The sequence below is a fragment of the Leclercia sp. LSNIH8 genome (genome assembly GCF_002920195.1).
Classification (GTDB): Bacteria; Pseudomonadota; Gammaproteobacteria; order Enterobacterales; family Enterobacteriaceae; genus Enterobacter.
Map to the genome: position 1 here is coordinate 124,739 of NZ_PQJY01000004.1, position 26,768 is coordinate 151,506.

The window sequence follows — 26,768 nt, forward strand, 5'->3', positions numbered from 1 at the left end:
ACAGCATTATTAAATACTTATCCTGCAAAAAATTCATCTTTGGCGCTGGAAAAGTAGCCGAAAAAATTTGTATCAGGAATAATCTGCACTGTCTTTGAACGCGTCTCGCATAACATTTCTATTCGGCTGGTATCAGGCCGATGAAATCCCTATAATTGCCGCGTTTGACGCTCAGGCGTCGTCCTTCCTTACATCCAGGTTACTCAGGTCGCAAAATTTATGACTGATAAGTCTCATCAGTGCGTCATTATAGGCATCGCCGGCGCATCGGCTTCAGGTAAAAGTCTCATTGCCAGTACGCTTTACCGTGAATTACGTGAACAGGTCGGTGATGAGCACATCGGCGTTATTCCAGAAGACAGCTATTACAAAGATCAAAGCCATCTGTCGATGGAAGAGCGTGTCAAGACCAACTATGACCATCCCAGCGCGATGGATCACAGCTTGTTATTCCAGCATCTTCAGGCTCTGAAGAACGGCACCGCCATTGAGCTGCCCGTCTATAGCTATGTTGAACACACACGTCTGCAGGAAACGGTGCGCATTGCGCCGAAAAAGGTCATTATCCTCGAAGGGATCCTGCTGCTCACCGACGCCCGTCTGCGCGAATCCATGAACTTCTCGATTTTTGTCGACACACCGCTCGATATCTGCCTGATGCGCCGTATCAAACGCGACGTGAACGAACGCGGCCGCTCCATGGATTCGGTGATGGCGCAATACCAGAAAACGGTTCGCCCAATGTTCCTGCAGTTTATTGAACCGTCCAAACAGTACGCCGATATCATCGTGCCGCGCGGAGGTAAAAACCGCATCGCTATTGATATTCTGAAAGCGAAAATCAGCCAGTTTTTTGAATAACACGCGCGAATTGTGTACCGTTCAAAGATAACCGGGCTCGCCCTCCGGCTCTGGTGGCCTGAGGGCGCGCTGCACGAAAGGAGAAAGTGATGCGTCTTTGTGATCGAGATATTGAAGCCTGGCTGGACGAAGGACGTCTGAGCATTACCCCGCGCCCGCCGGTCGAGCGCATTAACGGCGTGACTGTCGATGTCCGCTTGGGGAATAAGTTTCGTACCTTTAGCGGCCATACCGCGCCCTTTATCGACCTCAGCGGGCCGAAAGATGAAGTCAGCGCCGCACTCGATCGGGTGATGAGCGACGAAATCGTGCTGGACGACGGCGACGCGTTCTATTTACATCCGGGTGAACTGGCATTGGCTGTCACCTTTGAATCTATCACCCTGCCTGCGGATCTGGTCGGCTGGCTCGACGGGCGTTCATCGCTGGCGCGTCTGGGGCTGATGGTACACGTGACCGCGCACCGTATCGATCCGGGCTGGTCAGGGCGTATTGTGCTGGAGTTTTTCAACGCCGGTAAACTGCCCCTGGCGCTGCGTCCGGGCATGATGATTGGCGCGTTGAGTTTCGAGCCGTTAACCGGCCCGGCGGCACGTCCATACAACCGCCGCCAGGACGCTAAATATCGCGATCAGCAGGGTGCTGTCGCCAGTCGTATTGATAAAGATTGAGCTTAAATCCGGTCCATTGAGGAAGCCATGAGAAGAGTTCTGACAACGCTGATGATTTTGCTGGTGGTGCTGATTGCAGGCCTGTCAGCGTTGGTTCTGCTGGTCAATCCCAATGACTTTCGCGCCTACATGGTGCGTCAGGTGGAGGCGCGCAGCGGCTATGTCCTGAAGCTGGATGGCCCGCTGCGCTGGCACGTCTGGCCGCAGCTTAGCATCCTGTCCGGACGCATGTCGCTCACCGCGCCAGGGGCCACCGAGCCGCTGGTGACTGCCGACAATATGCGCCTTGACGTGGCGTTAATGCCGCTGCTGTCGCATCAGCTACAGGTCAACCAGGTGATGCTTAAAGGGGCGGTGATCCAGCTGACCCCGCAGACCGAAGCGGTTCGTAATGCCGATGCCCCGGTGGCACCGCGGGAAAATACCCTTCCCGATAAAGCGGAAGATGCGGGCTGGTCATTTGACATTGGCCGTCTGAAGGTGGCCGACAGCGTGCTGGTGTTCCAGCACGAGGGTGATGAGCAGGTCACGGTTCGCAATCTCAACCTGCAGATGGAGCAGGATGAACATCACAAAGGCAAAATCGATTTTAGCGCCCGCGTGAACCGCAATCAGCGCGATCTGAACCTCGCGTTTAGCGCTAACGTTAACGCCTCTGACTATCCGCATCTGCTGAGCGCTGACATTCAGCAGCTCACCTGGCAACTGACCGGCGTCGATCTGCCGGCGCAGGGCATCAGCGGGCAGGGCACGCTGCAGGTTCAGTGGCGCGAGGAGCAGAAACAGCTCGCGCTTAACCAACTCAATCTGCAGGCCAATGACAGCGCCTTTACCGGGCAGGCCAGCGTGATCCTGGGAACCGACCCGCAGTGGAACATGAACCTGCAGTTCGACAGGCTCAATCTGGAAAATCTGCTCCCGGCGCAGGCGACCGCAGCGGCAAATAACCAGGCGGTACAGCAGGGGCAAAATCAGGCCAGAGCCCAGCGCCCGGTCATCGCCTCCAGTCTGGACGAGCCCGATTACAACGGTCTGCGCGGCTTCAGTGCCGATATCCAGCTTAAAGCCAACAGCATTCGCTGGCGTGGGATGGACTTCACTCAGGTCAGCAGCCAGATGAGCAACAAGAACGGGCTTCTGACCATTGCGGAACTGAGCGGTAAATTGGGGGAAGGGCAGCTCTCCTTGCCCGGCACGCTCGACGTGCGTAAAGCCACCGCCCAGACCACCTTCCAGCCGCGTCTTGATAACATTGAGATCGGTACCATCCTGAAGGCCTTTAATTATCCGATTGCGCTGACCGGTAGCCTGAACCTGGCCGGGGATTTCTCCGGCAGCAAGATTGACGCGGAAGCCTTCCGCCACAACTGGCAGGGTAAGGCGCATCTGGAAATGCACAATACCCGCATGGAAGGGCTTAACTTCCAGCAGCTGGTGCAGCAGGCGGTAGAGCGCAGCAGTAACGTGAAGGTCAAAGACAACTTTGACAATGCGACCCGTCTGGACAGCTTTGTCACCGATCTGGCTCTGGATAAGGGGCAGGTGACGCTGGAGGGGATGCAGGGCGAATCACCAATGTTGATGCTCGAAGGCAACGGCACGCTGGATCTGATTAAGGAGACCGCCGACACCCGCTTCAAAGTTCGCGTGCTGGAGGGCTGGCTTGGCGAAGGCAAGCTGGTCGATTTCCTGAAAACGACGCCGATCCCGCTGAACGTATACGGCAAATGGCAGGCACTGAACTACAGCCTGCAGGTGGACCAGCTGCTGCGTAAGCATCTCCAGGATGAAGCGAAACGTCGTCTGAGCGACTGGGCGGAGAAGAATAAAGATTCAAAGAACGGGAAAGATGTGAAGAAGTTGCTGGATAAGCTTCAGTAGCGCTATCTCCCCTCACCCGAGAGGGTGAGGGGAATCGCATCACACCTCGTAATCTACATCATCCTCCGTGATCAGCGGGATCAGCTGCACCTTCTGCACCCGGTGGTTCTCCACCTCCAGCGTTTTCAGCGCGTAATCACCCACCTGCACCTCTTCGCCCGGCTGGGGTATCCGCTGCAGGTTCTCCATCAGCAGCCCGGCGATGGTGTGATATTCGCGCTTATCGTCCAGCGGCAGCGGCACATACTGCACCAGATCCTCCAGCGGCATATGGCCGTTGGCGGTCCAGCTGCCGTCGGCGTTTTTCTGGATATCATGCCGGGCGTCAATCTCTTCCACTTCGTTCGGCAGGTTACCCGCGATGGTCTCCATCACGTCGCTGAGGGTAACAATCCCCTCCACGGAACCAAACTCATCCACTACAAAAGCAAAGTGGGTGCGCGCGTTACGGAACTGCTCCAGGGCCTGTAGCAGCGGCAGCACTTCCGGGAAGACCAGCGGCTGGCGGATCAGCACCCTCAGGTTTAACGGCTCGCCACGCAGTTGCTGATTGAGCAGGTCAATCACGTGAACCACACCCAGCAGCTCCTCTTCCCGGTCGCTACCGGTGACCACAATGCGGGTGTGCTGGTTTTTATCCAGCAGCGCACGGATGGTCGCCTCCGGGGCATTAAGGTCGATGTGCTCAATATCATGGCGCGAGGTCATGATGCTGCTGACGGAGCGCTGGTTCAGGTGGAGCACCCGCTCAATCATCCGTCGCTCCTGAGGGGCGAAGATCGGGCTGTTGTCATGGTCGGCAAGCAGCGAGGCGGACTGGGCATCCAGTTCAGCATCCTCTTTTTTGCCGCTCAGCAGACGGATAACCGTATCCGCGGTGCGCTGGCGCAGCGTCTGATTGGCAGAGAGGAAACGGCGGCGGTTGAAGATCGCCAGCTGGTTCAGCGCCTCGATAATCACCGAGAAGCCGATTGCGGCGTAGAGATACCCTTTCGGAATATGGAAACCAAAACCGTCCGCCACGAGGCTGAAGCCGATCATCAGCAGGAAACTCAGGCAGAGAATGACAATGGTCGGGTGGTCGTTAACAAAGCGCGTTAGCGCCTTGCTGGCCATCACCATCAGTGCAATGGCAATAATGACGGCGGCCATCATAACGGGCAGATGATCGACCATCCCCACGGCGGTGATGACGGAATCCAGCGAGAAGACGGCGTCCAGCACCACGATTTGTGCCACCACCGCCCAGAACTTCGCCCCGCGGCGCTGGGTGGGGTTCTCGCTGTCCTTGCCTTCAAGCCTTTCGTTGAGTTCGACAGTGGCTTTGAAGATCAGGAAAAAACCACCAAACAGCATGATCAGATCGCGGGCGCTGAAGCCAAAGCCGTGGACGGTAAACAGCGGGCGGGTGAGGGTCACCAGCCAGGAGATAGAGGCCAACAGCAGCAGGCGCATAACCATCGCCATTAACAGACCGGTGATGCGGGCGCGGTCGCGCTGAGCAGGGGGCAGTTTTTCGGCGAGAATAGCGATAAAGACCAGGTTATCGATACCGAGCACCAGTTCCAGCACCACCAGGGTGACCAGACCGGCCCATATTGATGGATCTGCTATCCATTCCATAGTGAGAGTAATACCTTTCGTTATATGACAATTGTCACATTTCGATCATGGATACTGCGCCAGAAAAATGCAATGCCGGCCTGGCATTTATCTGCATAGATTTTCCTTATCTGGCCGGTAATAAACCCTGCATTCTGTACGTTAATATCGGAATAATTCCGAATAAATTAAAATGAGAAATATCGCAGGGTCTCTGGCGTTATTTAATAATGTCAATATAAAGCTATTCCTAAAAACACGGAAATGCGACCGTTAATATTATTCTTAAAAGCCACGCCTTCGTTGATGATTCCTTGCCTGCTTTTCGGATAGCTGCAACAATTCTTTCAGCATCAAATAGCGGTCGTTTTTGGTGCTATTTCTGTGTCGGTTTAATGACCTGAAAAATGTATATCGTGTTCGGATTAATCCTGCCCGTTATATTTTCTCATTAAACCCTGTCAAAGAGGGTGTTTGCCCATAACTAGCTGTTTAAACAGTAGATTGGTAACTGAAAGCCAAGGGCGGTAGCGTGCCTGAAAGCGTGTTAATCAGCCTCGATTATTCTGTCAATAGCCTGAGAGCGAATAAGCTTCTTTTAGGACTGATGCCAGTTATATTTCTCTTTTATTGACTGCATGCTAAAAGTAATACGCCTTCGCACTTATTTAAATGCACAGGATAATTACTCTGCCATAGTGATAAATAATCAATGATGAAATCCAAAATGAAATTGATGCCATTATTGGTCTCTGTGACCTTGATGAGTGGTTGTACGATCTTCCCCGGCAGCAATATCTCAACTTCCGGTAAGGATGTGATTAAACAGCAGGATGCTGATTTTGACATCAACCGCATGGTTAACGTTTATCCCATGACCCCGCAGCTGGTTGAACAATTACGCCCTCGCCCGATTGTCGCACGGCCGAATGTCGATCTCGACCAGGAGATCGCCAACTACCAGTACCGCGTCGGGCCCGGGGACGTGATTAACGTCACCGTCTGGGATCACCCGGAGCTGACTACCCCGGCGGGGCAGTATCGTAGCTCCAGCGATACCGGCAACTGGGTTCAGGCGGATGGCACCATGTTCTATCCCTATGTCGGCAAACTTCGCGTGGCGGGCAAAACGCTCGCACAGATCCGTAGTGATATTACCGGCCGTTTAGCGCAGTACATCGCTGACCCGCAGGTGGACGTTAATATCGCCGCATTCCGTTCGCAGAAAGTCTATGTCTCCGGCCAGGTGAATAAATCCGGCCAACAGCCGATCACCAACGTGCCGCTGACGGTGCTTGACGCCATCAACTCCGCGGGCGGGCTTACTGATGGCGCCGACTGGCGCAATGTGGTGCTGACCCATAAAGGCAAAGAGGAGCGTATCTCCCTGCAGGCGCTGATGCAGAACGGCGATCTGAGCCAGAACCGTCTGCTCTATCCGGGCGACATCCTGTTCGTGCCACGCAATGACGACCTGAAAGTGTTCGTGATGGGTGAAGTGAAGAAACAGAGCACCCTCAAGATGGACCTGAGCGGTATGACCCTGACCGAAGCGCTGGGCAACGCGGAAGGGCTGGATATGAGCACCTCCGATGCCAGCGGTATCTTCGTGATCCGTCCTATTACAGGAAACAATGCGAACGGCAAGATTGCCAACGTTTACCAGCTGGATATGTCTGATGCCACCTCACTGGTGATGGCGACCGGCTTCCGCCTCCAGCCGTATGACGTGGTCTATGTCACCACCGCGCCGATAACGCGCTGGAACCGTGTGATGAACCAGCTGATGCCGACCATCAACAATATCCATACCATGACCGACACGGTACATCAGTACCACAACTGGTGATAACGATGTTTAACAAAATTCTGGTGGTTTGTGTGGGGAATATCTGCCGTTCCCCTACCGCTGAGCGGCTACTTAAGCAGTACCAACCGCAGCTCACCGTGGCGTCAGCCGGGTTGGGCGCGCTGGTGGGCAAAGGGGCCGATGAGCGTGCAAGTCAGGTTGCGGCGGAGCATCAGCTTTCACTCGACGGGCATTGCGCCCGTCAGGTGACGGCCAGCCTGTGCCGTGACTACGACCTGATCCTCGCGATGGAAAAACGCCACATTCATGCCCTGTGCGATATCGCACCGGAGATGCGCGGCAAAGTGATGCTGTTTGGTCACTGGGACAACGAGCGTGAGATCCCCGACCCGTACCGCAAAAGCCATGAAGCGTTTGAGGCGGTTTACACCTTACTCGACCAGTCTGCCCGCCAGTGGGCAGAGGCACTGAACGTTCAGCAGGGATAATAATGACAGCAAACGTAAAACCTTCTGCCGCCCCGAGCGCGGGCAGTGATGAAATTGATATTGGTCGTCTGATCGGGACCGTGGTCGAGGCGCGCTGGTGGGTGATTGGCATCACCGCGCTCTTTGCCGTTGCGGCGGTGATTTACACCTTTTTTGCCACCCCGATTTACAGCGCCGACGCGCTGGTACAAATAGAGCAAAACACCGGCAATTCCCTGGTGCAGGACATCGGTTCGGCGCTGGCAAATAAGCCGCCCGCCTCGCAGGCGGAAATTGAGCTGATCCAGTCCCGCCTTGTGCTGGGAAAAACCGTGGACGATCTGGACCTCGATATCGGCGTCACTAAAAACACCTTCCCGGTGTTTGGTGCGGGCTGGGACCGGTTGATGGGCCGTCAGAATGACACGGTTAAAGTGACCACCTTCCAGCTTCCTGCCGGGGGCGCCAGCCAGGAGTTTACCCTCGAGGTGCTGGGGAAAGACCAGTATCAGCTTACCAGCGACGCCGGGTTTAGCGCCCGCGGCAAGGTGGGGGAGATGCTGAATAAAGATGGCGTGAGCATGATGGTCAGCGACATCCATGCCCAGAGCGGCAGCGAGTTCACCGTCAGCAAATTCTCAATGCTCGGGATGATCAATAACCTGCAGGGCAACCTGTCGGTCACCGAAACCGGAAAGGATACCGGGGTGCTGAGACTGACCTTTACCGGCGAGGATAAGGACAAGATCCGCGACATTCTCAACAGCATTACCCGCAATTACCAGGCGCAGAACGTGAAGCGTAAGTCGGAAGAGGCGTCAAAAAGCCTCGACTTCCTCGCAAAACAGCTCCCGGAAGTGCGCGCCCATCTGGATCAGGCCGAGAACAAGCTCAACGCTTTCCGTCAGGATAAAGACTCCGTCGACCTGCCGCTCGAAGCGAAGTCGGTGCTGGATTCGATGGTCAATATCGACGCCCAGCTCAACGAGCTGACCTTTAAAGAGGCGGAAATTTCCAAGCTCTATACCAAACGCCATCCGGCCTATCGTACGCTGCTGGAAAAACGCCAGACGCTGGAAGAGGAAAAAGCCAAGCTCAATAACCGCGTCACCGCGATGCCAAAAACCCAGCAGGAGATCCTGCGTCTGACCCGCGACGTGGAGTCTGGCCAGCAGGTCTATATGCAGCTGCTGAACAAACAGCAGGAGCTGAAGATCACCGAGGCGAGCACCGTTGGCGATGTGCGTATTGTCGACCCGGCCATCACCCAGCCGGGCGTGCTGAAGCCGAAGAAGGCGCTGATTATTCTCGGCAGCATTATTCTCGGCCTGATGCTCTCCATCGTCGGCGTACTGCTGCGCTCCCTGTTTAACCGTGGGATCGAAAGCCCGCAGGTGCTGGAGGAGCACGGCATCAACGTCTACGCCAGCATCCCGCTGTCGGAGTGGCAGAAGTCGCGCGACAGCGTCAAAACCACCAATGGCGTCAAACGCTACAAACAGAGCCAGCTGCTGGCAGTCGGTAACCCAACGGATCTGGCTATCGAAGCTATCCGCAGCCTGCGCACCAGTCTGCACTTCGCCATGATGCAGGCCAGCAACAACGTGCTGATGCTCACCGGGGTCAGCCCGTCTATCGGTAAAACCTTTGTCTGCGCCAACCTGGCGGCGGTAGTCAGCCAGACCAACAAGCGCGTGCTGCTGATCGACTGCGATATGCGTAAGGGCTACACCCACGAGCTGCTGGGCACAAACAACGTTAACGGTCTGTCGGACATTCTGCTGGGCAACGGCGATATCAGCCAGTGCGCGAAGCCGACCTCCATCCCTAACTTTGATCTGGTCACGCGCGGACAGGTGCCGCCGAACCCGTCGGAACTGTTGATGAGCGAACGCTTTACCCAGCTGGTGAAGTGGGCGAGTGAAAACTATGACCTGGTGCTGATCGACACCCCGCCAATCCTCGCAGTAACGGATGCGGCAATTGTCGGTCGCCATGCGGGCACCACGCTGATGGTGGCGCGCTACGCGGTGAACACCCTGAAAGAGGTGGAAACCAGCCTCAGCCGCTTCGAGCAGAACGGCATTCCGGTGAAAGGGGTGATCCTCAACTCCATCTTCCGCCGCGCCACCGGGTATCAGGATTACGGGTATTACGAGTACGAATATAAGTCGGACAGCAAGTAATGAGCCATTCGGGGAACACCATGACACCACGTCCTTTGATTTCCATTTATATGCCGACATGGAACCGTCAGCAGCTGGCGATCCGTGCGATAAAATCGGTATTGCGCCAGGATTATGACCACTGGGAATTGATCATCGTTGATGACTGCTCCTCCTCCTACGAGCAGCTCCAGAAGTTTGTCGCTGACCTGGACGACCCGCGGGTGATCTACACCCATAACCCTATTAACTCCGGCGCCTGCGCGGTCCGCAATCAGGCTATTCTGCAGGCCTCCGGGCAGTATTTGACCGGTATTGACGATGACGACGAGTGGACGCCAAACCGGCTGTCTACCTTCCTGGCGCATCAGCACCACCTGGTTACCCACGCCTTTTTGTACGCCAACGACTACGTTTGCGAGGGGGAGGTCTACTCTCAACCCGCCAGCCTGCCGTTGTACCCAAAATCGCCGTACTCCCGCCAGCTGTTCTACAAGCGCAACATTATCGGCAATCAGGTCTTTACCTGGGCGTGGCGCTTTAAGGAGTGCCTGTTCGATACATCCCTTGCCGCCGCCCAGGATTACGACATCTTCCTGCGGATGGTGGTGGAGTATGGCGAGCCGTGGAAGGTAGAAGAAGCCACCCAGATCCTGCACATCAATCATGGTGAAATGCAGATCACCTCGTCGCCGAAAAAATTCTCCGGCTACTTCCACTTCTACCGCAAGCACCGGGACAAGTTCGACCGCGCCAGCCGCAAGTATCAGCTCTTTACGCTGTATCAGATCCGCAATAAGCGGATGAACTGGCGCACCCTGTTGACGCTGATTTCAGTCCGTAACGGTAAGCGTCTGGCCGACGGACTGCGGGGGAAATAATGGTGCTGGAAGATTGTCGCGCAAACAGCTGGAGCCTGCGCCCCTGCTGCATGGTGCTGGCCTACCGGGTGGCCCATTTTTGCTCGGTGTGGCGCAAAAAAAACGTCCTCAACAATCTGTGGGCGGCGCCGGTTCTGGTGCTTTATCGCCTCATCACCGAGTGCATTTTCGGCTACGAAATCCAGGCCGCGGCCACCATCGGCCGCCGCTTCACCATTCACCACGGCTATGCCGTGGTAATCAATAAATTCGTGGTCGCCGGGGATGATTTTACCATCCGCCATGGGGTGACCCTTGGCAACCGCGGCCCGGACAGCCTGGCCTGTCCGGTCATCGGCAATAACGTTGAGCTGGGCGCCAACGTGGTGATGATCGGTGATATCACCGTCGGTAATAACGTCACCGTGGGGGCGGGAAGCGTAGTGCTGGACAGCATCCCCGACAACGCGCTGGTGGTGGGCGAGAAGGCCCGCGTGAAGGTGATCAAATGAACATTCTGCAATTTAACGTTCGTCTCGCCGAAGGCGGGGCGGCAGGGGTGGCGCTGGATCTGCACCAGCGCGCGCTGCAAAAAGGACTTCAGTCGCGCTTTATCTACGGTTACGGCAAGGGCGGCAAGAAAAGCGTCAGCCACGATCGCTATCCGCAGGTGGTGAAACACACCCCGCGCCTGACCTCAGTGGCCAATATTGCCCTGTTCCGTCTGTTTAACCGCGATCTGTTCGGCAACCTCAACAGCCTGTATCGCACCGTGACCCGCACCCCGGGCCCGGTAGTGCTCCATTTTCACGTCCTGCACAGCTACTGGCTGAAACTGGAAGAGGTCGTGGCGTTTTGCCAGAAGGTGCAGGCGCACAAACCCGACACCACGTTCGTCTGGACCCTGCACGATCACTGGAGCGTCACTGGCCGCTGCGCCTTTACCGACGGCTGCGAAGGGTGGAAAACGAACTGCCAGAAATGCCCGACACTCAGCAACTATCCGCCGGTGAAGGTGGATCGCGCCCATAAGCTGGTGGATGGCAAGCGTCAGCTGTTCCGTGACATGCTGGCGCTGGGCTGTCAGTTCATCTCTCCCAGCCAGCATGTGGCCGATGCCTTTAACAGCCTTTACGGAGCAGGGCGCTGCCGGATCATCAACAACGGTATCGACGTGGCGACAGAGGCCATTCTGGCAGAGTTGACCCCGGTCGCCGTTACCGCCGGCAAGCCGAAAATTGCCGTGGTCGCTCACGATCTGCGCTACGACGGCAAAACCAACCAGCAGCTGGTGCGCAACATAATGGCGCTCGGCGACAAGATCGAGCTGCACACCTTCGGCAAATTCTCGCCGTTTGAAGGGCCGAACGTGGTGAACCACGGCTTCGAAACCGACAAACGCAAACTGATGAGCGCCCTGAACGGGATGGATGCGCTGGTGTTCAGCTCCCGGGTGGATAACTATCCGCTGATTCTGTGCGAAGCGCTCTCCATCGGGGTGCCGGTGATCGCCACCCACAGCGACGCCGCGCGGGAAGTGCTGGAAAAATCGGGGGGCAAAACCTTCAGCGAAGAGGAAGTGCTGCCTCTGGTGCAGCTGGCGAAAGCGGATATCGCCCAGGCGGTATTTGGCACCTCCCTTGAGGCATTCCGCACCCGCAGCCGCCAGGCCTACAGTGGACAACAGATGCTGGAGGAGTATGTCTCGTTCTATCAGAATCTGTAGCTATCTGCTGCTGCCGCTCATCTACCTGCTGGTCAACGTCAAAATTGCCCAGCTGGGTGAGAGCTTCCCCATTACCATCGTAACCTTTTTACCGCTGCTGCTGTTGCTGTTTGTCGACAAAATCAGCGTGAAAAAGCTGATGATAGCGCTGGGGCTGGGGGCGGGACTGACGGCCTTTAACTACATTTTTGGACAGTCGCTGGATGCCAGTAAATACGTTACTTCCACCATGCTGTTTGTCTATATCGTCATCATTATTGGCATGGTGTGGAGTATTCGCTTTAAAACGGTCTCGCCGCACAATTATCGGAAGATCCTCAGGTTCTTTTATCTGGTCATTGGAATCATTGTCACCCTCGCCGCACTGGAGATGGCGCAAATTATTCTGACCGGCGGCAGTAGCCTGATGGAAATAATTTCGAAATATCTTATTTACAGTAATAGCTATGTACTGAATTTCATTAAATTTGGCGGCAAGCGTACCACAGCGCTCTATTTTGAACCGGCATTCTTCGCTCTGGCGTTAATCTCAATTTGGCTCAGCATCAAACAGTTTGGTATCAAAACACCTAAGAGCGATGCTATGATTCTTGCAGGAATTGTTCTGTCAGGATCGTTCTCCGGGGTGATGACGTTTATTCTGTTTTACCTTCTGGAGTGGGCGTTCCAGTATCTGAATAAAGAGGCGATCAAGAAAAAGTTACCTTTAGCGATCATTTCATTGTCCGTCTTTTTAGTCGGGGTGGTATTTGCCTTCCCGTATATTTCCGAACGTCTGGGTGATTTGGGCACCGAAGGATCATCCTCTTATTACCGTATTATCGGTCCGCTGGTGATGGTGGGGTACTCTTTAACCCATATTGACGGTGTAGTCAGATTTGGCTCACTTTATGAATATGTCGCATCATTCGGAATCTTTAACGGTGCGGACGTCGGGAAAACAATAGACAATGGTTTGTATCTGCTGATTATTTATTTTTCATGGTTCGCAGTATTATTAACGGCGTGGTATCTGTTTAAAGTTTTCAAAATGATGATCAACGCCTTTGGTGATAATCAGAATTTTCGCGTACAGCTTTATCTCTTTACGCCAGTATCGCTGTTTTTTACCGGGTCAATATTTAGCCCAGAGTATGCATTTTTGATTGTATGCCCGTTTATTTTGCGCAAAGCGCTTAATATTACGCATTCATAACGAGGTGGTTTATGTTACTAAGCGTTATTACTGTCGCCTTTCGTAACTACGAGGGCGTGGTAAAAACCTGGCGGTCGCTGCGCAATCTGGCAGGCGATCCCAGCCTCAACTTTGAATGGATTGTGGTGGATGGTGGTTCGAACGACGGCACCGCAGAATTCCTCGAAAAACTGAACGGTGAGTATAACTTACGCTACATCAGCGAGAAAGATCGCGGTATCTACGATGCCATGAATAAAGGTATCGATATGGCGCAGGGGCGCTATGCCATCTTCCTTAATTCCGGCGATATTTTTCATGACGACGTAGCGCGGTTTGTCCGTCAACTCGTTCGAGTCCAGGATAACGCCATGTATATGGGCGATGCGTTACTTGATTTCGGTAATGGAAATAAAGTGCGCCGTACGGCGAAACCGGGCTGGTATATTTATCACAGCCTGCCGGCCAGCCATCAGGCGATTTTCTTTCCGCTGAGCGGGTTAAAAACGTACCCGTACGATTTGCAGTACCGCGTTTCATCGGATTACGCTCTGGCCGCTCGGCTGTATAAGGCCGGATATCCTTTTAAACGTCTTCCAGGTCTGGTTTCTGAATTTTCGATGGGCGGCGTGTCAACGTCGAATAATCTGGAATTATGCCAGGATGCCCGCAAGGTGCAACGCGAAATATTACGCGTGCCGAGTGCATGGGCGGAATTATCTTATTTATTACGTCTTAAAACCACGGGTAAAACCAAAGCCTTATATAACAAAGTCTGAATATAAGGAAAAAGTATGCAGGAATTAAGCGGCTTCTCTGTGCCAAAAGGATTTCGTGGCGCAGGGGGGATTAAGGTGCAGTTATGGTGGGCGGTACAGGCGACATTATTTGCCTGGTCCCCACAAATTATGTATCGCTGGCGCGCATTTTTATTACGCAGCTTCGGTGCAAAAATCGGAAAAAACGTAGTCATTCGCCCGTCGGTAAAAATTACTTACCCATGGAAATTAACCCTTGGGGATAACGCCTGGGTTGGTGACGACGCGGTGTTATATACGCTGGGTGAAATTTCGATTGGCGCGAATGCAGTGGTATCTCAGAAATGCTACCTCTGTACCGGCAGCCACGATTATATGAGTCAACATTTTGATATTAACGCGCAGCCAATCACCATTGGCGAGAAATGCTGGCTGGCGACCGACGTATTTGTCGCCCCCGGCGTCTCCATTGGCAATGGCACCGTTATTGGTGCGCGCAGCAGTGTTTTTAAGTCGCTACCGGCAAACAGGCTTTGCCGTGGCAATCCCGCAGTGGTGATACGCGAACGCGTTGAAACTGAATAACTTCTGATAAGTCTGGAGAAAATAAACATGTCTAAAGTCGCTCTCATCACCGGCGTAACCGGACAGGATGGTTCTTATCTGGCGGAACTCCTGCTGGAAAAAGGCTACGAAGTGCACGGAATCAAACGTCGTGCCTCCTCTTTTAACACCGAGCGCGTGGATCATATCTATCAGGATCCGCACGCGGCGAACCCGAAATTCCATCTGCACTACGGCGATTTGACCGATACCTCCAACCTGACCCGTATTCTGCAGGAGGTCCAGCCGGATGAAGTCTATAACCTGGGCGCGATGAGCCACGTGGCCGTCTCCTTCGAATCCCCGGAATACACCGCTGACGTTGACGCCATCGGTACCCTGCGTCTGCTGGAAGCGATTCGTTTCCTCGGTCTTGAGAAGAAGACCCGTTTCTATCAGGCCTCCACTTCCGAGCTCTACGGCCTGGTGCAGGAGATCCCGCAGAAAGAGACAACGCCGTTCTACCCGCGCTCTCCGTATGCGGTGGCAAAAATGTACGCCTACTGGATCACCGTTAACTACCGTGAATCCTACGGCATGTACGCCTGCAACGGCATCCTGTTCAACCACGAGTCTCCGCGCCGTGGCGAGACCTTCGTGACCCGTAAGATCACCCGCGCGATCGCCAACATCGCTCAGGGTCTGGAGAAGAAGCTCCACCTCGGCAACATGGACTCCCTTCGCGACTGGGGCCATGCCAAAGACTACGTAAAAATGCAGTGGATGATGCTGCAGCAGGAAAAACCGGAAGACTTCGTTATCGCCACCGGCGTGCAGTACTCCGTGCGTCAGTTCGTTGAGATGGCTGCTGCCCAGCTGGGCATCAAGCTGCGCTTCGAAGGCACCGGCGTAGACGAGAAAGGGATTGTGGTCTCCGTAACCGGCCACGATGCACCGGGCGTACAGCCGGGCGATGTGATTGTGGAAGTTGACCCGCGCTACTTCCGTCCTGCCGAGGTAGAAACCCTGCTGGGCGACCCGACCAAAGCGCACGAAAAACTGGGCTGGAAACCAGAAACCACGCTGCAGGAGATGGTCTCCGAGATGGTGGCAAAAGATCTCGAAGCGGCGAAAAAACACTCCTTGCTTATATCCCACGGCTACGAGGTTGCCATCGCGCTGGAGTCCTGAGAATGACCAAACAACGTATTTTTGTTGCCGGACATCGCGGGATGGTGGGTTCGGCGATTGTTCGCCAGCTGGAGCAGCGCGGCAACGTCGAGCTGGTGCTGCGCACCCGCGACGAGCTTAACCTGCTGGATGCGCAAGCAGTCGAGGCTTTCTTTGCTGAACAGCGCATTGACCAAGTCTATCTGGCGGCGGCGAAAGTGGGGGGGATTGTCGCCAACAATACCTACCCGGCGGATTTCATCTACGAGAACATGATGATCGAAAGCAACATCATTCACGCCGCGCATCTGCACAACGTGAATAAGTTGCTGTTCCTCGGCTCATCCTGTATCTACCCGAAGATGGCGAAGCAGCCTATTGCCGAGAGCGAGCTGCTGCAGGGCCGGCTTGAGGCGACTAACGAGCCCTACGCGATTGCCAAGATTGCCGGGATCAAGCTGTGCGAGTCCTACAACCGCCAGTACGGTCGCGACTATCGTTCGGTGATGCCGACCAACCTGTACGGCCCGAACGATAACTTCCACCCGAGCAACTCCCATGTGATCCCGGCGCTGCTGCGCCGGTTCCATGAAGCCACCGTTAGCAACGCACCGGAAGTGGTGGTGTGGGGCAGCGGCACGCCGATGCGCGAATTCCTGCACGTGGATGATATGGCTGCCGCCAGCATTCATGTGATGGAGCTTGCCCGTGAGGTGTGGCAGGAGAACACCGAGCCGATGCTGTCGCACATCAACGTTGGCACCGGGGTGGACTGCACCATCCGCGAACTGGCTGAAACCATTGCTGAGGTGGTGGGGTACAAGGGCCGCGTGGCCTTCGATGCCACTAAACCCGACGGCACCCCGCGCAAGCTGCTGGACGTGACCCGTCTGCACCAGCTGGGCTGGTTCCACGAGGTGACGCTGGCCCAGGGGCTGGCCAGCACCTACCAGTGGTTCCTGGAAAATCAGCACCGCTTCCGGGGGTAGATATGTTTTTAAGTCAGGAAGATTTTGCCACGGTAGTGCGTTCCACGCCGCTGATCTCCATCGATTTGATTGTAGAGAACGAGCGTGGCGAGTTCCTGCTCGGACAGCGCACCAATCGTCCGGCACAGGGCTACTGGTTCGTGCCGGGTGGGCGGGTGCAGAAAGATGAGACGCTGGAAAATGCCTTTGCGCGTCTGACGCAGGCGGAGCTGGGGCTCCGTCTGCCGATGACGGCAGGGCAGTTCTACGGGGTCTGGCAGCACTTCTATGACGACAACTTTTCCGGCACCGATTTCACCACCCACTATGTGGTGCTCGGTTTCCGCCTGAAGGTGAACCAGGCAGAGCTGCATCTGCCTGATGCGCAGCATGACGACTATCGCTGGCTGACGCCCGACGCGCTGCTGGCAAGCGATAACGTTCATGACAACAGCCGGGCCTATTTTCTGAAGCAGGCCGGAGTGCCGGGCTTATGAAAATTCTCGTATACGGCATTAACTACTCGCCGGAGCTGACCGGCATCGGTAAGTACACCGGCGAGATGGTGGAGTGGATGGCCCGCCAGGGCCATGAGGTGCGGGTCATTACCGCACCGCCTTATTATCCGGAGTGGCAGGTGGACGAGCACTATTCCAGCTGGCGCTACCGCCGCGAAGAGGGGGCCGCGACCGTCTGGCGCTGTCCGCTATACGTGCCAAAGCAGCCCTCGACCTTAAAGCGGTTGATTCATCTGGGCAGCTTTGCCCTGAGCAGTTTCTTCCCGCTGATGGCGCAACGTCGCTGGAAGCCGGATCGCATTATCGGCGTGGTGCCGACCCTGTTTTGCACCCCAGGTATGCGCCTGCTGGGCAAGCTCTCAGGCGCCCGCACCCTGCTGCACATTCAGGATTACGAAGTGGACGCCATGCTGGGCCTGGGAATGGCCGGGAAAGGCAAGGGCGGTAAAGTGGCGAAACTGGCCAGCGCCTTCGAGCGCAGCAGCCTGCATAACGTCGATTACGTCTCGACCATCTCCCGCTCAATGATGAACAAGGCGCAGGAGAAGGGCGTAGCAGCGGAAAAGGTGATCTTCTTTCCAAACTGGTCGGAAGTGGCCCGTTTTCGCGATGTGACTGCTGTTGAGGCCGCGGCCCTGCGCGAGCAACTGGGTCTGCCAGACGCCAAAAAAATCATTCTCTATTCGGGCAACATCGGTGAGAAGCAGGGGCTTGAGAACGTTATTGATGCCGCTGAAAAGCTCCGCGACCAGCCCTGGCAGTTTGTGATTGTCGGCCAGGGCGGTGGCAAAGCGCGGCTGCAAAAGTTGGCCCAGGAGCGCGGCCTGCAGAACATCACTTTCCTGCCGCTGCAGCCCTACGAGGCCTTACCGGCGCTGCTGAAGATGGCCGATTGCCATCTGGTCGTGCAAAAGCGCGGCGCGGCGGATGCCGTTCTGCCCTCCAAGCTGACCAACATTCTGGCGGTGGGCGGCAACGCGGTGATCACCGCCGAAGCCCATACCGAGCTGGGCCAACTGTGCGACACCCAGCCCGGGATCGCGGTGTGCGTCGAGCCGGAGTCGGTACCCGCCCTGGTGGCCGGGATTGAACGAGCGCTGAATATGCCCAAAAAGAACGCGATCGCGCGTGACTATGCCGAACGCACGCTCGAGAAAGAGAACGTGCTGAACCAGTTTATTGCAGATATTCGGGGATAAATCATGAATAAGAATACGTTGTACCCGGTTGTGATGGCGGGTGGCTCAGGTAGCCGGTTATGGCCACTCTCCCGCGTGCTCTATCCAAAACAGTTCCTCTGCCTGAAAGGGGAGCTCACCATGCTGCAGACCACGGTAAACCGTCTTAATGGCGTAGATTGCGAAAGCCCGGTGGTGATCTGTAATGAACAGCACCGCTTTATCGTCGCCGAGCAGCTGCGTCAACTGAACAAGCTGACCGAAAACATCATTCTTGAACCGGCCGGACGCAACACCGCCCCGGCCATCGCCCTCGCCGCGCTGGCGGCGAAGCGCAGCAGTCCCGATTGCGATCCGCTGATGCTGGTGCTGGCGGCGGATCACGTCATCCAGCAGGAAGAGGCGTTCCGCGATGCGGTGCGCGCCGCCATTCCTTATGCCGAAAGCGGCAAGCTGGTCACCTTCGGCATCGTGCCGGACCTGCCGGAGACCGGCTACGGCTACATTCGCCGCGGCAACGTCACGCCGGGGGAGGGCGACAGCCTGGCCTTTGACGTCGCGCAGTTCGTTGAGAAACCGAATCTGGAAACCGCTCAGGCCTACGTCGCCAGCGGTGAGTACTACTGGAACAGCGGTATGTTCCTGTTCCGCGCCGGACGCTATCTGGAAGAGCTGCAAAAGTATCGCCCGGACATCCTGGAAGCCTGCGAACGCGCAATGGCCACCGTCGACCCGGATCTGGACTTTATCCGCGTGGACGAAGCTGCGTTCCTTGCCTGCCCGGAGGAGTCGGTGGATTACGCGGTAATGGAACGCACCGCGGATGCGGTGGTGGTACCGATGGATGCGGGCTGGAGCGACGTCGGTTCCTGGTCATCCCTGTGGGAGATCAGCGCCCACACGCCTGAAGGTAACGTTCATCACGGGGATGTGATCAGCCATAAAACCGAGAACAGCTATGTCTATGCCGAATCGGGCCTGGTCACCACTGTTGGGGTGAAGGATCTGGTGGTGGTACAGACCAAAGACGCGGTACTGATTGCCGATCGCAACGCGGTGCAGGACGTCAAAAAAGTGGTGGAGCAGATCAAGGCCGATGGCCGCCATGAGCACCACATTCACCGCGAAGTCTATCGTCCGTGGGGGAAATATGACTCCATCGACGAAGGCGACCGTTATCAGGTGAAACGTATCACCGTTAAACCGGGCGAGGGGCTGTCGGTACAGATGCATCACCACCGCGCGGAACACTGGGTAGTGGTGGCAGGTACCGCCAAAGTCACTATCGACAATGTTGAGACCCTGCTCGGTGAGAACGAATCGATTTATATCCCGCTGGGGGCGACGCACTGCCTGGAAAACCCAGGGAAAATCCCTCTCGATCTGATTGAAGTGCGCTCCGGATCGTATCTGGAAGAGGACGATATCGTCCGATTTGAGGACAGATACGGCAGGGTGTAGCACTCACACATTTTGCCCGGTGGCGCTGCGCTTACCGGGCCTACGAAAACAAAAAAATCAAATTGGCCTGTATATCGGGCGGGCCAACTGTTGCCTGAAAAAGGGGTAATGATGCAAAAGTTAACTTGTTTTAAAGCCTACGACATTCGCGGCAAGCTGGGTGAAGAGCTGAATGAGGACATTGCGTGGCGCATTGGCCGCGCGTACGGCGAATATTTAAAGCCGAAAACCATCGTGCTGGGCGGCGACGTGCGTTTGACCAGCGAAGCGTTAAAGCTGGCGCTGGCTAAAGGGTTGCAGGACGCGGGCGTGGATGTGCTGGATATCGGCCTTTCCGGTACCGAAGAGATCTATTTTGCCACCTTCCATTTAGGCGTGGACGGCGGGATCGAAGTGACCGCCAGCCATAATCCGATGGACTATAACGGCATGAAGCTGGTGCGCGAGGGTGCGCGCCCGATCAGCGGCGATACCGGCCTGCGCGACGTACAGCGTCTGGCGGAAGCCAACGACTTCCCACCAGTGAACGAGTCAACGCGCGGCAGCTATAAGAAAATCGATCTGCGTGATGCTTACATCGATCACCTGCTGGGCTACATCAATGTGGCGAACCTCAAACCGCTGAAGCTGGTCATCAACTCCGGCAACGGCGCCGCAGGCCCGGTGGTGGATGCCCTGGAAGCGCGCTTTAAAGAACTGAACGTGCCGGTCACCTTCGTCAAAGTGCACAACACCCCGGACGGTACCTTCCCGAACGGTATTCCAAACCCGCTGCTGCCGGAGTGCCGCGACGATACCCGCAACGCGGTGATCGAGCACGGTGCCGATATGGGCATCGCCTTTGACGGCGACTTCGACCGCTGCTTCCTGTTCGACGAAAAAGGGCAGTTTATCGAGGGCTACTATATCGTCGGCCTGCTGGCGGAAGCCTTCCTCGAGAAAAACCCTGGCTCGCGCATCATTCATGACCCGCGCCTCTCCTGGAATACGGTGGATGTAGTCTCCGCGGCAGGCGGCACGCCGGTGATGTCCAAAACCGGTCACGCCTTTATCAAAGAGCGGATGCGCGAAGAAGACGCGATTTATGGCGGCGAGATGAGTGCCCACCACTACTTCCGCGATTTTGCCTACTGCGACAGCGGGATGATTCCGTGGCTGCTGGTGACCGAGCTGCTGTGCCTGAAGGGCCAGTCGCTGGGTGAACTGGTGCGCGACCGCATGGCGGCCTTCCCGGCGAGCGGCGAGATTAACAGCACGCTGGCGGCACCTGCCGAGGCGATTGCCCGTGTGGAGCACCACTTTGCCCTGCACGCGCTGGAGATTGACCGTACCGACGGTATCAGCATGACCTTCCCGCAGTGGCGCTTCAACCTGCGCTCGTCCAACACCGAGCCGGTGGTGCGCCTGAACGTAGAATCCCGTGCCGATGCGGCGCTGATGGCGGCGCGAACACAGGACATTATGGCGCTGTTGAATCAGTAACCTTTCCCCCTCTCCCGTTGGGGGAGGGGGCCCTGAAACAGGAACAACGATGACAAATCTAAAAAAGCGCGAGCGAGCCAAAACGAATGCATCGTTAATCTCTATGGTGCAGCGTTTTTCTGATATCACCATCATGTTCGGTGGGTTGTGGATGGTGTGTAAAATCAGCGGGCTGCCGTTCCTCTACATGCATCTGCTGATGGCGCTGATCGCGCTGGTGGTCTTCCAGATGATCGGCGGGATGACCGACTTCTACCGCTCATGGCGGGGCGTCAAGATCGCCACCGAGCTACTGCTGCTGTTGCAGAACTGGACCTTAAGCCTGGTCTTCAGCTTCGGGCTGGTGGCCTTCAACAACGACTTCGATAATCGCTTTGCTACCTATTTTGCCTGGTATCTGTTAACCAGCGTGGGGATGGTAGTCTGCCGATCGCTTATCCGTTTTGGTGCGGGCTGGCTGCGTAACCGCGGCTACAATACCCGCCGGGTGGCGGTGGCAGGGAGCCTGCCGGCCGGGCTGGCACTGCTCGACGGCTTTCGTAAAGAGCCGTGGTTGGGCTTTGACGTGGTGGGTGTTTATCACGACGCGCAGCCTGGCGGCGTATCCGCTGACTGGGCCGGGAACTATTCGCAGCTGATTGACGATGCCAAAGCGGGCAAGATCCATAATGTCTATATCGCCATGCCGATGAGTGACGAGGCCCGCATCAAAACCTTGATGCGCAAGCTGGCGGATACCACCTGCTCGGTGATCCTCATCCCCGACGTCTTCACCTTTAACATCCTGCACTCCCGTATTGAAGAGGTGAACGGCGTGCCGGTGGTTCCCCTGTATGACACGCCGCTCTCCGGCCTCAACCGGGTGCTGAAGCGCGTGGAGGACATCGTGCTGTCATCCCTGATCCTGCTGCTGATCTCCCCGGTGCTGTGCGCCATTGCGCTGGCGGTGAAGCTCACCTCAAAGGGGCCGGTGATCTTCCGCCAGACCCGCTACGGTATGGACGGTAAGCCGATCATGGTGTGGAAATTCCGCTCCATGAAGGTGATGGAGAATGACGAGGTGGTGACCCAGGCGACGCAAAACGACCCGCGCGTCACCCGCGTGGGTAACTTCCTGCGCCGCACCTCGCTCGACGAACTGCCGCAATTTATCAATGTGTTTACCGGTGGGATGTCCATTGTCGGCCCACGCCCGCACGCGGTAGCGCATAACGAGCAGTATCGTCAGCTTATCGAAGGTTACATGTTGCGCCATAAAGTGAAGCCGGGCATCACCGGCTGGGCGCAGATCAACGGCTGGCGCGGCGAAACCGACACCCTGGAGAAGATGGAAAAACGCATTGAGTTCGACCTGGAGTACATCCGCGAGTGGAGCCTCTGGTTCGATATCAAAATCGTTTTCCTGACCGTCTTCAAGGGCTTCGTGAACAAAGCGGCGTACTGACATGAGCTTACGTGAAAAAACCCTCAGCGGGGCAAAGTGGTCGGCTATCGCCACGGTGATCATCATCGGCCTCGGGCTGGTACAGATGACGGTGCTGGCGCGCATTATTGATAACCACCAGTTTGGCCTGTTGACCGTCTCGCTGGTGATCATCGCTCTCGCCGATACACTGTCTGATTTCGGCATCGCCAACTCCATTATCCAGCGTAAAGAGATTAGCCAGCTGGAGCTGACCACCCTCTACTGGCTGAACGTCGGCCTCGGCATCCTGGTGTTCGTGGCGCTGTTCCTGCTGAGCGATGCCATTGCCCTGGCGCTGAACAACCCGGAGCTGGCGCCGCTGATGCGTACGCTGTCGTTCGCGTTTGTGGTGATCCCCCACGGACAGCAGTTTCGCGCGCTGATGCAAAAGGAGCTCGAATTCAGCAAGATCGGCATGATCGAGACCAGCTCGGTGCTGGCCGGGTTTACCTTTACCGTGATCAGCGCCCACTTCTGGCCGTGGGCGTTAACCGCCATCCTTGGCTATCTGGTTAACTCTGCCGTGCGCACGCTGCTGTTTGGCTACTTCGGGCGCAAAATCTACCGTCCGGGCTTCCACTTCTCGCTCGCATCAGTGTCGTCCAACCTGCGCTTTGGTGCCTGGCTGACCGCCGACAGCATTATCAACTACGTCAACACCAACCTCTCCACTCTTGTACTGGCGCGCATTCTCGGTGCCAGCGTCGCCGGGGGCTATAACCTGGCGTACAACGTGGCGGTCGTTCCGCCGATGAAGCTCAATCCGATCATCACCCGCGTGCTGTTCCCGGCGTTTGCCAAAATTCAGGACGATACCGACAAGCTCAGGCTCAACTTCTACAAGCTGCTGTCGGTGGTGGGGATCATTAACTTCCCGACCCTGCTGGGGCTGATGGTGGTCTCCGGCAATCTGGTGCCGCTGGTATTCGGTGAGAAGTGGCTGAGCATTGTTCCGATCCTGCAACTGCTGTGCGTGGTGGGGCTGTTGCGCTCCGTCGGCAACCCGATTGGATCGCTGCTGATGGCAAAAGCCCGCGTCGACATCAGCTTTAAATTTAACGTATTCAAAACTTTCCTGTTTATTCCGGCGATCGTTATTGGCGGCCATCTGGCCGGCGCGATGGGCGTCACGCTGGGCTTCCTGCTGGTGCAGATCGTCAACACCATTCTGAGCTACTTCGTGATGATTAAGCCGGTGCTGGGCTCCAGCTATCGCCAGTACATCCTGAGCCTGTGGCTGCCGTTTTACCTGTCGCTGCCGACGCTGGCGGTGAGCTATAGCTTAGGGCTGGCCCTGAAAGGCCATCTGCCGCTGGCGGCGCTGCTGGCGGTGCAGGTCGCCGCGGGCGCTCTGGCCTTCGCGGTGATGATTGTGCTGTCGCGGAACGCGCTGGTGGTGGAGATCAAGCGCCAGTTCTGCCGCAACGAAAAGATGAAAACGCTGCTTCGCGCAGGTTAATTATTTCCTCCCCCTCTCCGCTGGGGAGGGGAATTTTTTAAGAGGTTATTATGAAATTATTGATTCTGGGCAACCATACCTGTGGCAACCGTGGTGACAGCGCCATTCTGCGCGGCCTGCTTGATGCGATTTACGCCCTGTCTCCTGAGACAGAAGTCGATGTGATGAGCCGTTACCCGGTCAGCTCCTCCTGGCTGCTGAACCGTCCGGTGATGGGCGATCCGCTCTACAGCCAGATGAAGCAGCATAACAGCGCCGCGGGCATGATGGGCCGGGTGAAAAAGGTGCTGCGCCGCCGCTATCAGCATCAGGTCCTGCTGTCACGGGTGACCGACACCGGCAAGCTGCGCAACATCGCCATCGCCCAGGGCTTTACCGATTTTGTCCGCCTGCTCTCCGGCTACGATGCCATCATCCAGGTGGGGGGATCCTTCTTCGTTGACCTCTACGGCGTGCCGCAGTTCGAACATGCGCTCTGCACCTTTATGGCGAAAAAACCGCTGTTTATGGTCGGTCACAGCGTCGGACCGTTCCAGGATCCCCAGTTTAACCAGCTGGCCAACTATGTCTTTGGCCACTGCGATGCGCTGATCCTGCGCGAATCGGTGAGCCTGAATCTTATGCAACGCAGCGAGATCGACACAAGCAAAGTAGAGCAGGGGGTGGATACCGCCTGGCTGGTGGATCATCAGGAAGCGAATTTTACTCCCAGCTATGCGGTGCAGCACTGGCTGAATGTGGCGGGACAACAAAAAACTGTCGCCATCACTCTGCGTGAGCTGGCCCCGTTTGATAAGCGTCTGGGTACCACCCAGGCGGCCTATGAGAAAGCCTTTGCTGAGGTGGTCAACCGGGTGCTGGATAGCGGCTATCAGGTGCTGGCGCTCTCCACCTGTACCGGGATCGACAGCTACAACAAAGATGATCGTATGGTGGCGCTCAATCTGCGCCAGCACGTCAGCGATCCGTCCCGCTACCACGTGGTGATGGACGAACTTAACGATCTGGAGATGGGCAAACTGCTGGGCGCCTGCGATCTGACCGTCGGTACCCGTCTGCATTCGGCGATCATTTCGATGAACTTCGGCACGCCAGCGATCGCCATTAACTACGAACACAAGTCCGCTGGGATCATGCAGCAGCTGGGTATGCCGGAGATGGCGGTGGATATTCGTCATCTGCTGGACGGCTCCCTGGGCGCGATGGTCGGCGATACCCTGGGCCAGCTACCCGCCATCAACGACCGCCTGGCGGTAGCGGTGAAAGCTGAACGTGAAAACGGCATCAAAATGGTGAAATCGGTGCTGGATCGGGTCGGGGAGGGCAAATGAAGGTTGGTTTCTTCTTACTGAAATTCCCGCTCTCGTCCGAAACCTTTGTACTGAACCAGATCACCGCGTTTATTGATATGGGTTATGACGTGGAGATCGTCGCCCTGCAAAAGGGCGACACGCAAAATACCCACGCCGCATGGACGCAGTATGACCTGGCCAGCAAAACCCGCTGGCTGCAGGATGAGCCGCAGGGCCGGCTTGCGAAACTGCGCTACCGCGCCCGCCAGACCCTGCGCGGGCTGCACCGCCCGGGCACATGGAAGGCGCTGAACGTCTCCCGCTATGGCGCCGAGTCGCGCAACCTGATCCTCTCCGCCATCTGCGGCCAGACAGTACGGCCCTGGCGTGCGGATGTGTTTATCGCCCACTTCGGCCCGGCAGGCGTCACGGCGGCCAAGCTGCGTGAACTGGGGGTTATCGAGGGGAAAATCGCTACCGTCTTTCACGGGATCGACATCTCCAGCCGGGAGGTATTGGCGCACTATACCCCTGAGTATCAACGCCTGTTTCAGCGCGGCGATATGATGCTGCCGATAAGCGACCTGTGGGCCGGACGCCTTAAAAATATGGGCTGCCCGCCCGAGAAAATCACCGTTTCGCGCATGGGCGTGGATATGCAGCGCTTTACCCAACGTCCTGTCAAGGCACCGGGAAGCCCGCTGCAGATCATCTCCGTGGCGCGTTTGACCGAGAAAAAAGGGCTGCATGTGGCGATCGAAGCCTGCCGCCAGCTCAAAGCGCGCGGAGTGGATTTTCACTATCGCATTCTCGGTATTGGCCCCTGGGAGCGCCGGCTGCGTACCCTGATCGAACAATATGAGCTGGAGGCGTATGTCGAGATGCCGGGGTTCAAGCCCAGCCATGAGGTCAAAGCCATGCTCGATGCCGCCGATATCTTTTTACTTCCGTCCGTTACCGGCGCAGACGGTGATATGGAGGGGATCCCGGTGGCGCTGATGGAAGCTATGGCAGTAGGCATACCGGTCGTTTCCACGGTACACAGCGGCATTCCGGAACTGATCGAACCAGGCCATTCCGGCTGGCTGGTGGAGGAGAATAACCCGGAGGCGCTGGCTAATCAGCTGGAGCAGTTTGCCGCGATAGCCCATCAGGAGCTTTCGCCTGTGCTGCACAATGCGCGCAAAAAGGTGGAGACCGATTTCAACCAACACCTTATCAATCGACAGTTAGCCACTCTGCTACAGACGCTTTAAA

23 protein-coding genes are annotated in these 26,768 nt (G+C 56.4%); 22 read left to right on the forward strand and 1 reads right to left on the reverse strand.

The window, feature by feature from the left end:
• The first annotated feature begins 219 nt into the window (after positions 1 to 219).
• The 3 genes from udk to asmA all read left to right on the forward strand — a co-directional run bounded on the left by udk (position 220) and on the right by asmA (position 3,413).
• Positions 220 to 861 (forward strand): uridine kinase, encoded by a 642-nt coding sequence (udk, locus tag C3406_RS12570; protein ID WP_032612454.1) that lies wholly within the window; start codon positions 220 to 222, stop codon positions 859 to 861.
• A gap of 89 nt (positions 862 to 950) precedes the next feature.
• Entirely contained in the window at positions 951 to 1,532 is a 582-nt protein-coding gene (gene dcd, locus C3406_RS12575) for a dCTP deaminase (protein WP_103825073.1), read from the forward strand.
• A gap of 27 nt (positions 1,533 to 1,559) precedes the next feature.
• Positions 1,560 to 3,413: an outer membrane assembly protein AsmA gene (asmA, locus tag C3406_RS12580; protein WP_103825074.1), complete on the forward strand. Its 1,854-nt coding sequence runs from the start codon at positions 1,560 to 1,562 to the stop codon at positions 3,411 to 3,413.
• 39 nt (positions 3,414 to 3,452) lie between these two features.
• Here the strand turns inward: asmA and C3406_RS12585 are convergent, their stop codons facing one another.
• On the reverse strand, positions 3,453 to 5,036 hold the full coding sequence (locus C3406_RS12585; RefSeq protein WP_103825075.1) for a TerC family protein: 1,584 nt from the start codon (positions 5,034 to 5,036) through the stop codon (positions 3,453 to 3,455).
• A 691-nt stretch (positions 5,037 to 5,727) separates the two neighbouring features.
• On the opposite strand from C3406_RS12585, the gene C3406_RS12590 reads away from it, so the two are divergent.
• From C3406_RS12590 to wcaL, 19 genes are all read left to right on the forward strand, one after another.
• On the forward strand, positions 5,728 to 6,864 hold the full coding sequence (locus C3406_RS12590; protein ID WP_103825076.1) for a polysaccharide export protein: 1,137 nt from the start codon (positions 5,728 to 5,730) through the stop codon (positions 6,862 to 6,864).
• Positions 6,865 to 6,869: 5 nt separating this feature from the next.
• Positions 6,870 to 7,313: a low molecular weight protein-tyrosine-phosphatase Wzb gene (gene wzb / locus C3406_RS12595; protein ID WP_103180226.1), complete on the forward strand. Its 444-nt coding sequence runs from the start codon at positions 6,870 to 6,872 to the stop codon at positions 7,311 to 7,313.
• A gap of 2 nt (positions 7,314 to 7,315) precedes the next feature.
• Complete coding sequence (wzc, locus tag C3406_RS12600; protein ID WP_103825077.1) at positions 7,316 to 9,478, forward strand: tyrosine-protein kinase Wzc; 2,163 nt, start codon at positions 7,316 to 7,318, stop codon at positions 9,476 to 9,478.
• A gap of 20 nt (positions 9,479 to 9,498) precedes the next feature.
• Positions 9,499 to 10,338 carry a colanic acid biosynthesis glycosyltransferase WcaA gene (gene wcaA / locus C3406_RS12605; RefSeq protein ID WP_103825101.1) on the forward strand — a complete coding sequence of 280 codons (840 nt, stop codon included), beginning with the start codon at positions 9,499 to 9,501 and terminating at the stop codon, positions 10,336 to 10,338.
• A 2-nt stretch (positions 10,339 to 10,340) separates the two neighbouring features.
• Complete coding sequence (gene wcaB / locus C3406_RS12610) at positions 10,341 to 10,829, forward strand: colanic acid biosynthesis acetyltransferase WcaB (RefSeq protein WP_103181109.1); 489 nt, start codon at positions 10,341 to 10,343, stop codon at positions 10,827 to 10,829.
• Entirely contained in the window at positions 10,826 to 12,043 is a 1,218-nt protein-coding gene (wcaC, locus tag C3406_RS12615; RefSeq protein ID WP_103825078.1) for a colanic acid biosynthesis glycosyltransferase WcaC, read from the forward strand. The genes wcaB and wcaC overlap by 4 nt, the downstream gene beginning before the upstream one ends.
• On the forward strand, positions 12,018 to 13,238 hold the full coding sequence (gene wcaD, locus C3406_RS12620) for a colanic acid polymerase WcaD (protein WP_103825079.1): 1,221 nt from the start codon (positions 12,018 to 12,020) through the stop codon (positions 13,236 to 13,238). The genes wcaC and wcaD overlap by 26 nt, the downstream gene beginning before the upstream one ends.
• Positions 13,239 to 13,249: 11 nt before the next feature.
• Positions 13,250 to 13,996: a colanic acid biosynthesis glycosyltransferase WcaE gene (wcaE, locus tag C3406_RS12625; RefSeq protein WP_103825080.1), complete on the forward strand. Its 747-nt coding sequence runs from the start codon at positions 13,250 to 13,252 to the stop codon at positions 13,994 to 13,996.
• Positions 13,997 to 14,011: 15 nt separating this feature from the next.
• Positions 14,012 to 14,560 carry a colanic acid biosynthesis acetyltransferase WcaF gene (wcaF, locus tag C3406_RS12630; RefSeq protein ID WP_103825081.1) on the forward strand — a complete coding sequence of 183 codons (549 nt, stop codon included), beginning with the start codon at positions 14,012 to 14,014 and terminating at the stop codon, positions 14,558 to 14,560.
• 27 nt (positions 14,561 to 14,587) lie between these two features.
• Complete coding sequence (gene gmd / locus C3406_RS12635; protein ID WP_103825082.1) at positions 14,588 to 15,709, forward strand: GDP-mannose 4,6-dehydratase; 1,122 nt, start codon at positions 14,588 to 14,590, stop codon at positions 15,707 to 15,709.
• A gap of 2 nt (positions 15,710 to 15,711) precedes the next feature.
• The gene (gene fcl, locus C3406_RS12640) at positions 15,712 to 16,677 is read left to right on the forward strand and encodes a GDP-L-fucose synthase (protein ID WP_103825083.1); all 966 of its coding nucleotides are present in this window, start codon (positions 15,712 to 15,714) and stop codon (positions 16,675 to 16,677) included.
• 2 nt (positions 16,678 to 16,679) lie between these two features.
• A complete protein-coding gene (locus C3406_RS12645; protein ID WP_103180218.1) occupies positions 16,680 to 17,153 on the forward strand; it encodes a GDP-mannose mannosyl hydrolase in 474 nt (157 codons plus the stop codon).
• A complete protein-coding gene (wcaI, locus tag C3406_RS12650; protein WP_103825084.1) occupies positions 17,150 to 18,373 on the forward strand; it encodes a colanic acid biosynthesis fucosyltransferase WcaI in 1,224 nt (407 codons plus the stop codon). The genes C3406_RS12645 and wcaI overlap by 4 nt, the downstream gene beginning before the upstream one ends.
• Before the next feature lie 3 nt (positions 18,374 to 18,376).
• Positions 18,377 to 19,813 carry a mannose-1-phosphate guanyltransferase gene (cpsB, locus tag C3406_RS12655; protein ID WP_103180216.1) on the forward strand — a complete coding sequence of 479 codons (1,437 nt, stop codon included), beginning with the start codon at positions 18,377 to 18,379 and terminating at the stop codon, positions 19,811 to 19,813.
• Positions 19,814 to 19,924: 111 nt separating this feature from the next.
• The gene (cpsG, locus tag C3406_RS12660; RefSeq protein ID WP_103825085.1) at positions 19,925 to 21,295 is read left to right on the forward strand and encodes a colanic acid biosynthesis phosphomannomutase CpsG; all 1,371 of its coding nucleotides are present in this window, start codon (positions 19,925 to 19,927) and stop codon (positions 21,293 to 21,295) included.
• Positions 21,296 to 21,344: 49 nt separating this feature from the next.
• Complete coding sequence (wcaJ, locus tag C3406_RS12665; protein WP_103825086.1) at positions 21,345 to 22,739, forward strand: undecaprenyl-phosphate glucose phosphotransferase; 1,395 nt, start codon at positions 21,345 to 21,347, stop codon at positions 22,737 to 22,739.
• Position 22,740: 1 nt separating this feature from the next.
• The gene (gene wzxC, locus C3406_RS12670) at positions 22,741 to 24,219 is read left to right on the forward strand and encodes a colanic acid undecaprenyl disphosphate flippase WzxC (RefSeq protein ID WP_103825087.1); all 1,479 of its coding nucleotides are present in this window, start codon (positions 22,741 to 22,743) and stop codon (positions 24,217 to 24,219) included.
• Positions 24,220 to 24,269: 50 nt separating this feature from the next.
• Positions 24,270 to 25,550: a colanic acid biosynthesis pyruvyl transferase WcaK gene (gene wcaK, locus C3406_RS12675; RefSeq protein WP_103825088.1), complete on the forward strand. Its 1,281-nt coding sequence runs from the start codon at positions 24,270 to 24,272 to the stop codon at positions 25,548 to 25,550.
• Complete coding sequence (gene wcaL / locus C3406_RS12680) at positions 25,547 to 26,767, forward strand: colanic acid biosynthesis glycosyltransferase WcaL (protein ID WP_103825089.1); 1,221 nt, start codon at positions 25,547 to 25,549, stop codon at positions 26,765 to 26,767. Before wcaK ends, wcaL begins: the two co-directional genes overlap by 4 nt.
• The last annotated feature ends 1 nt before the right edge of the window (position 26,768 follow it).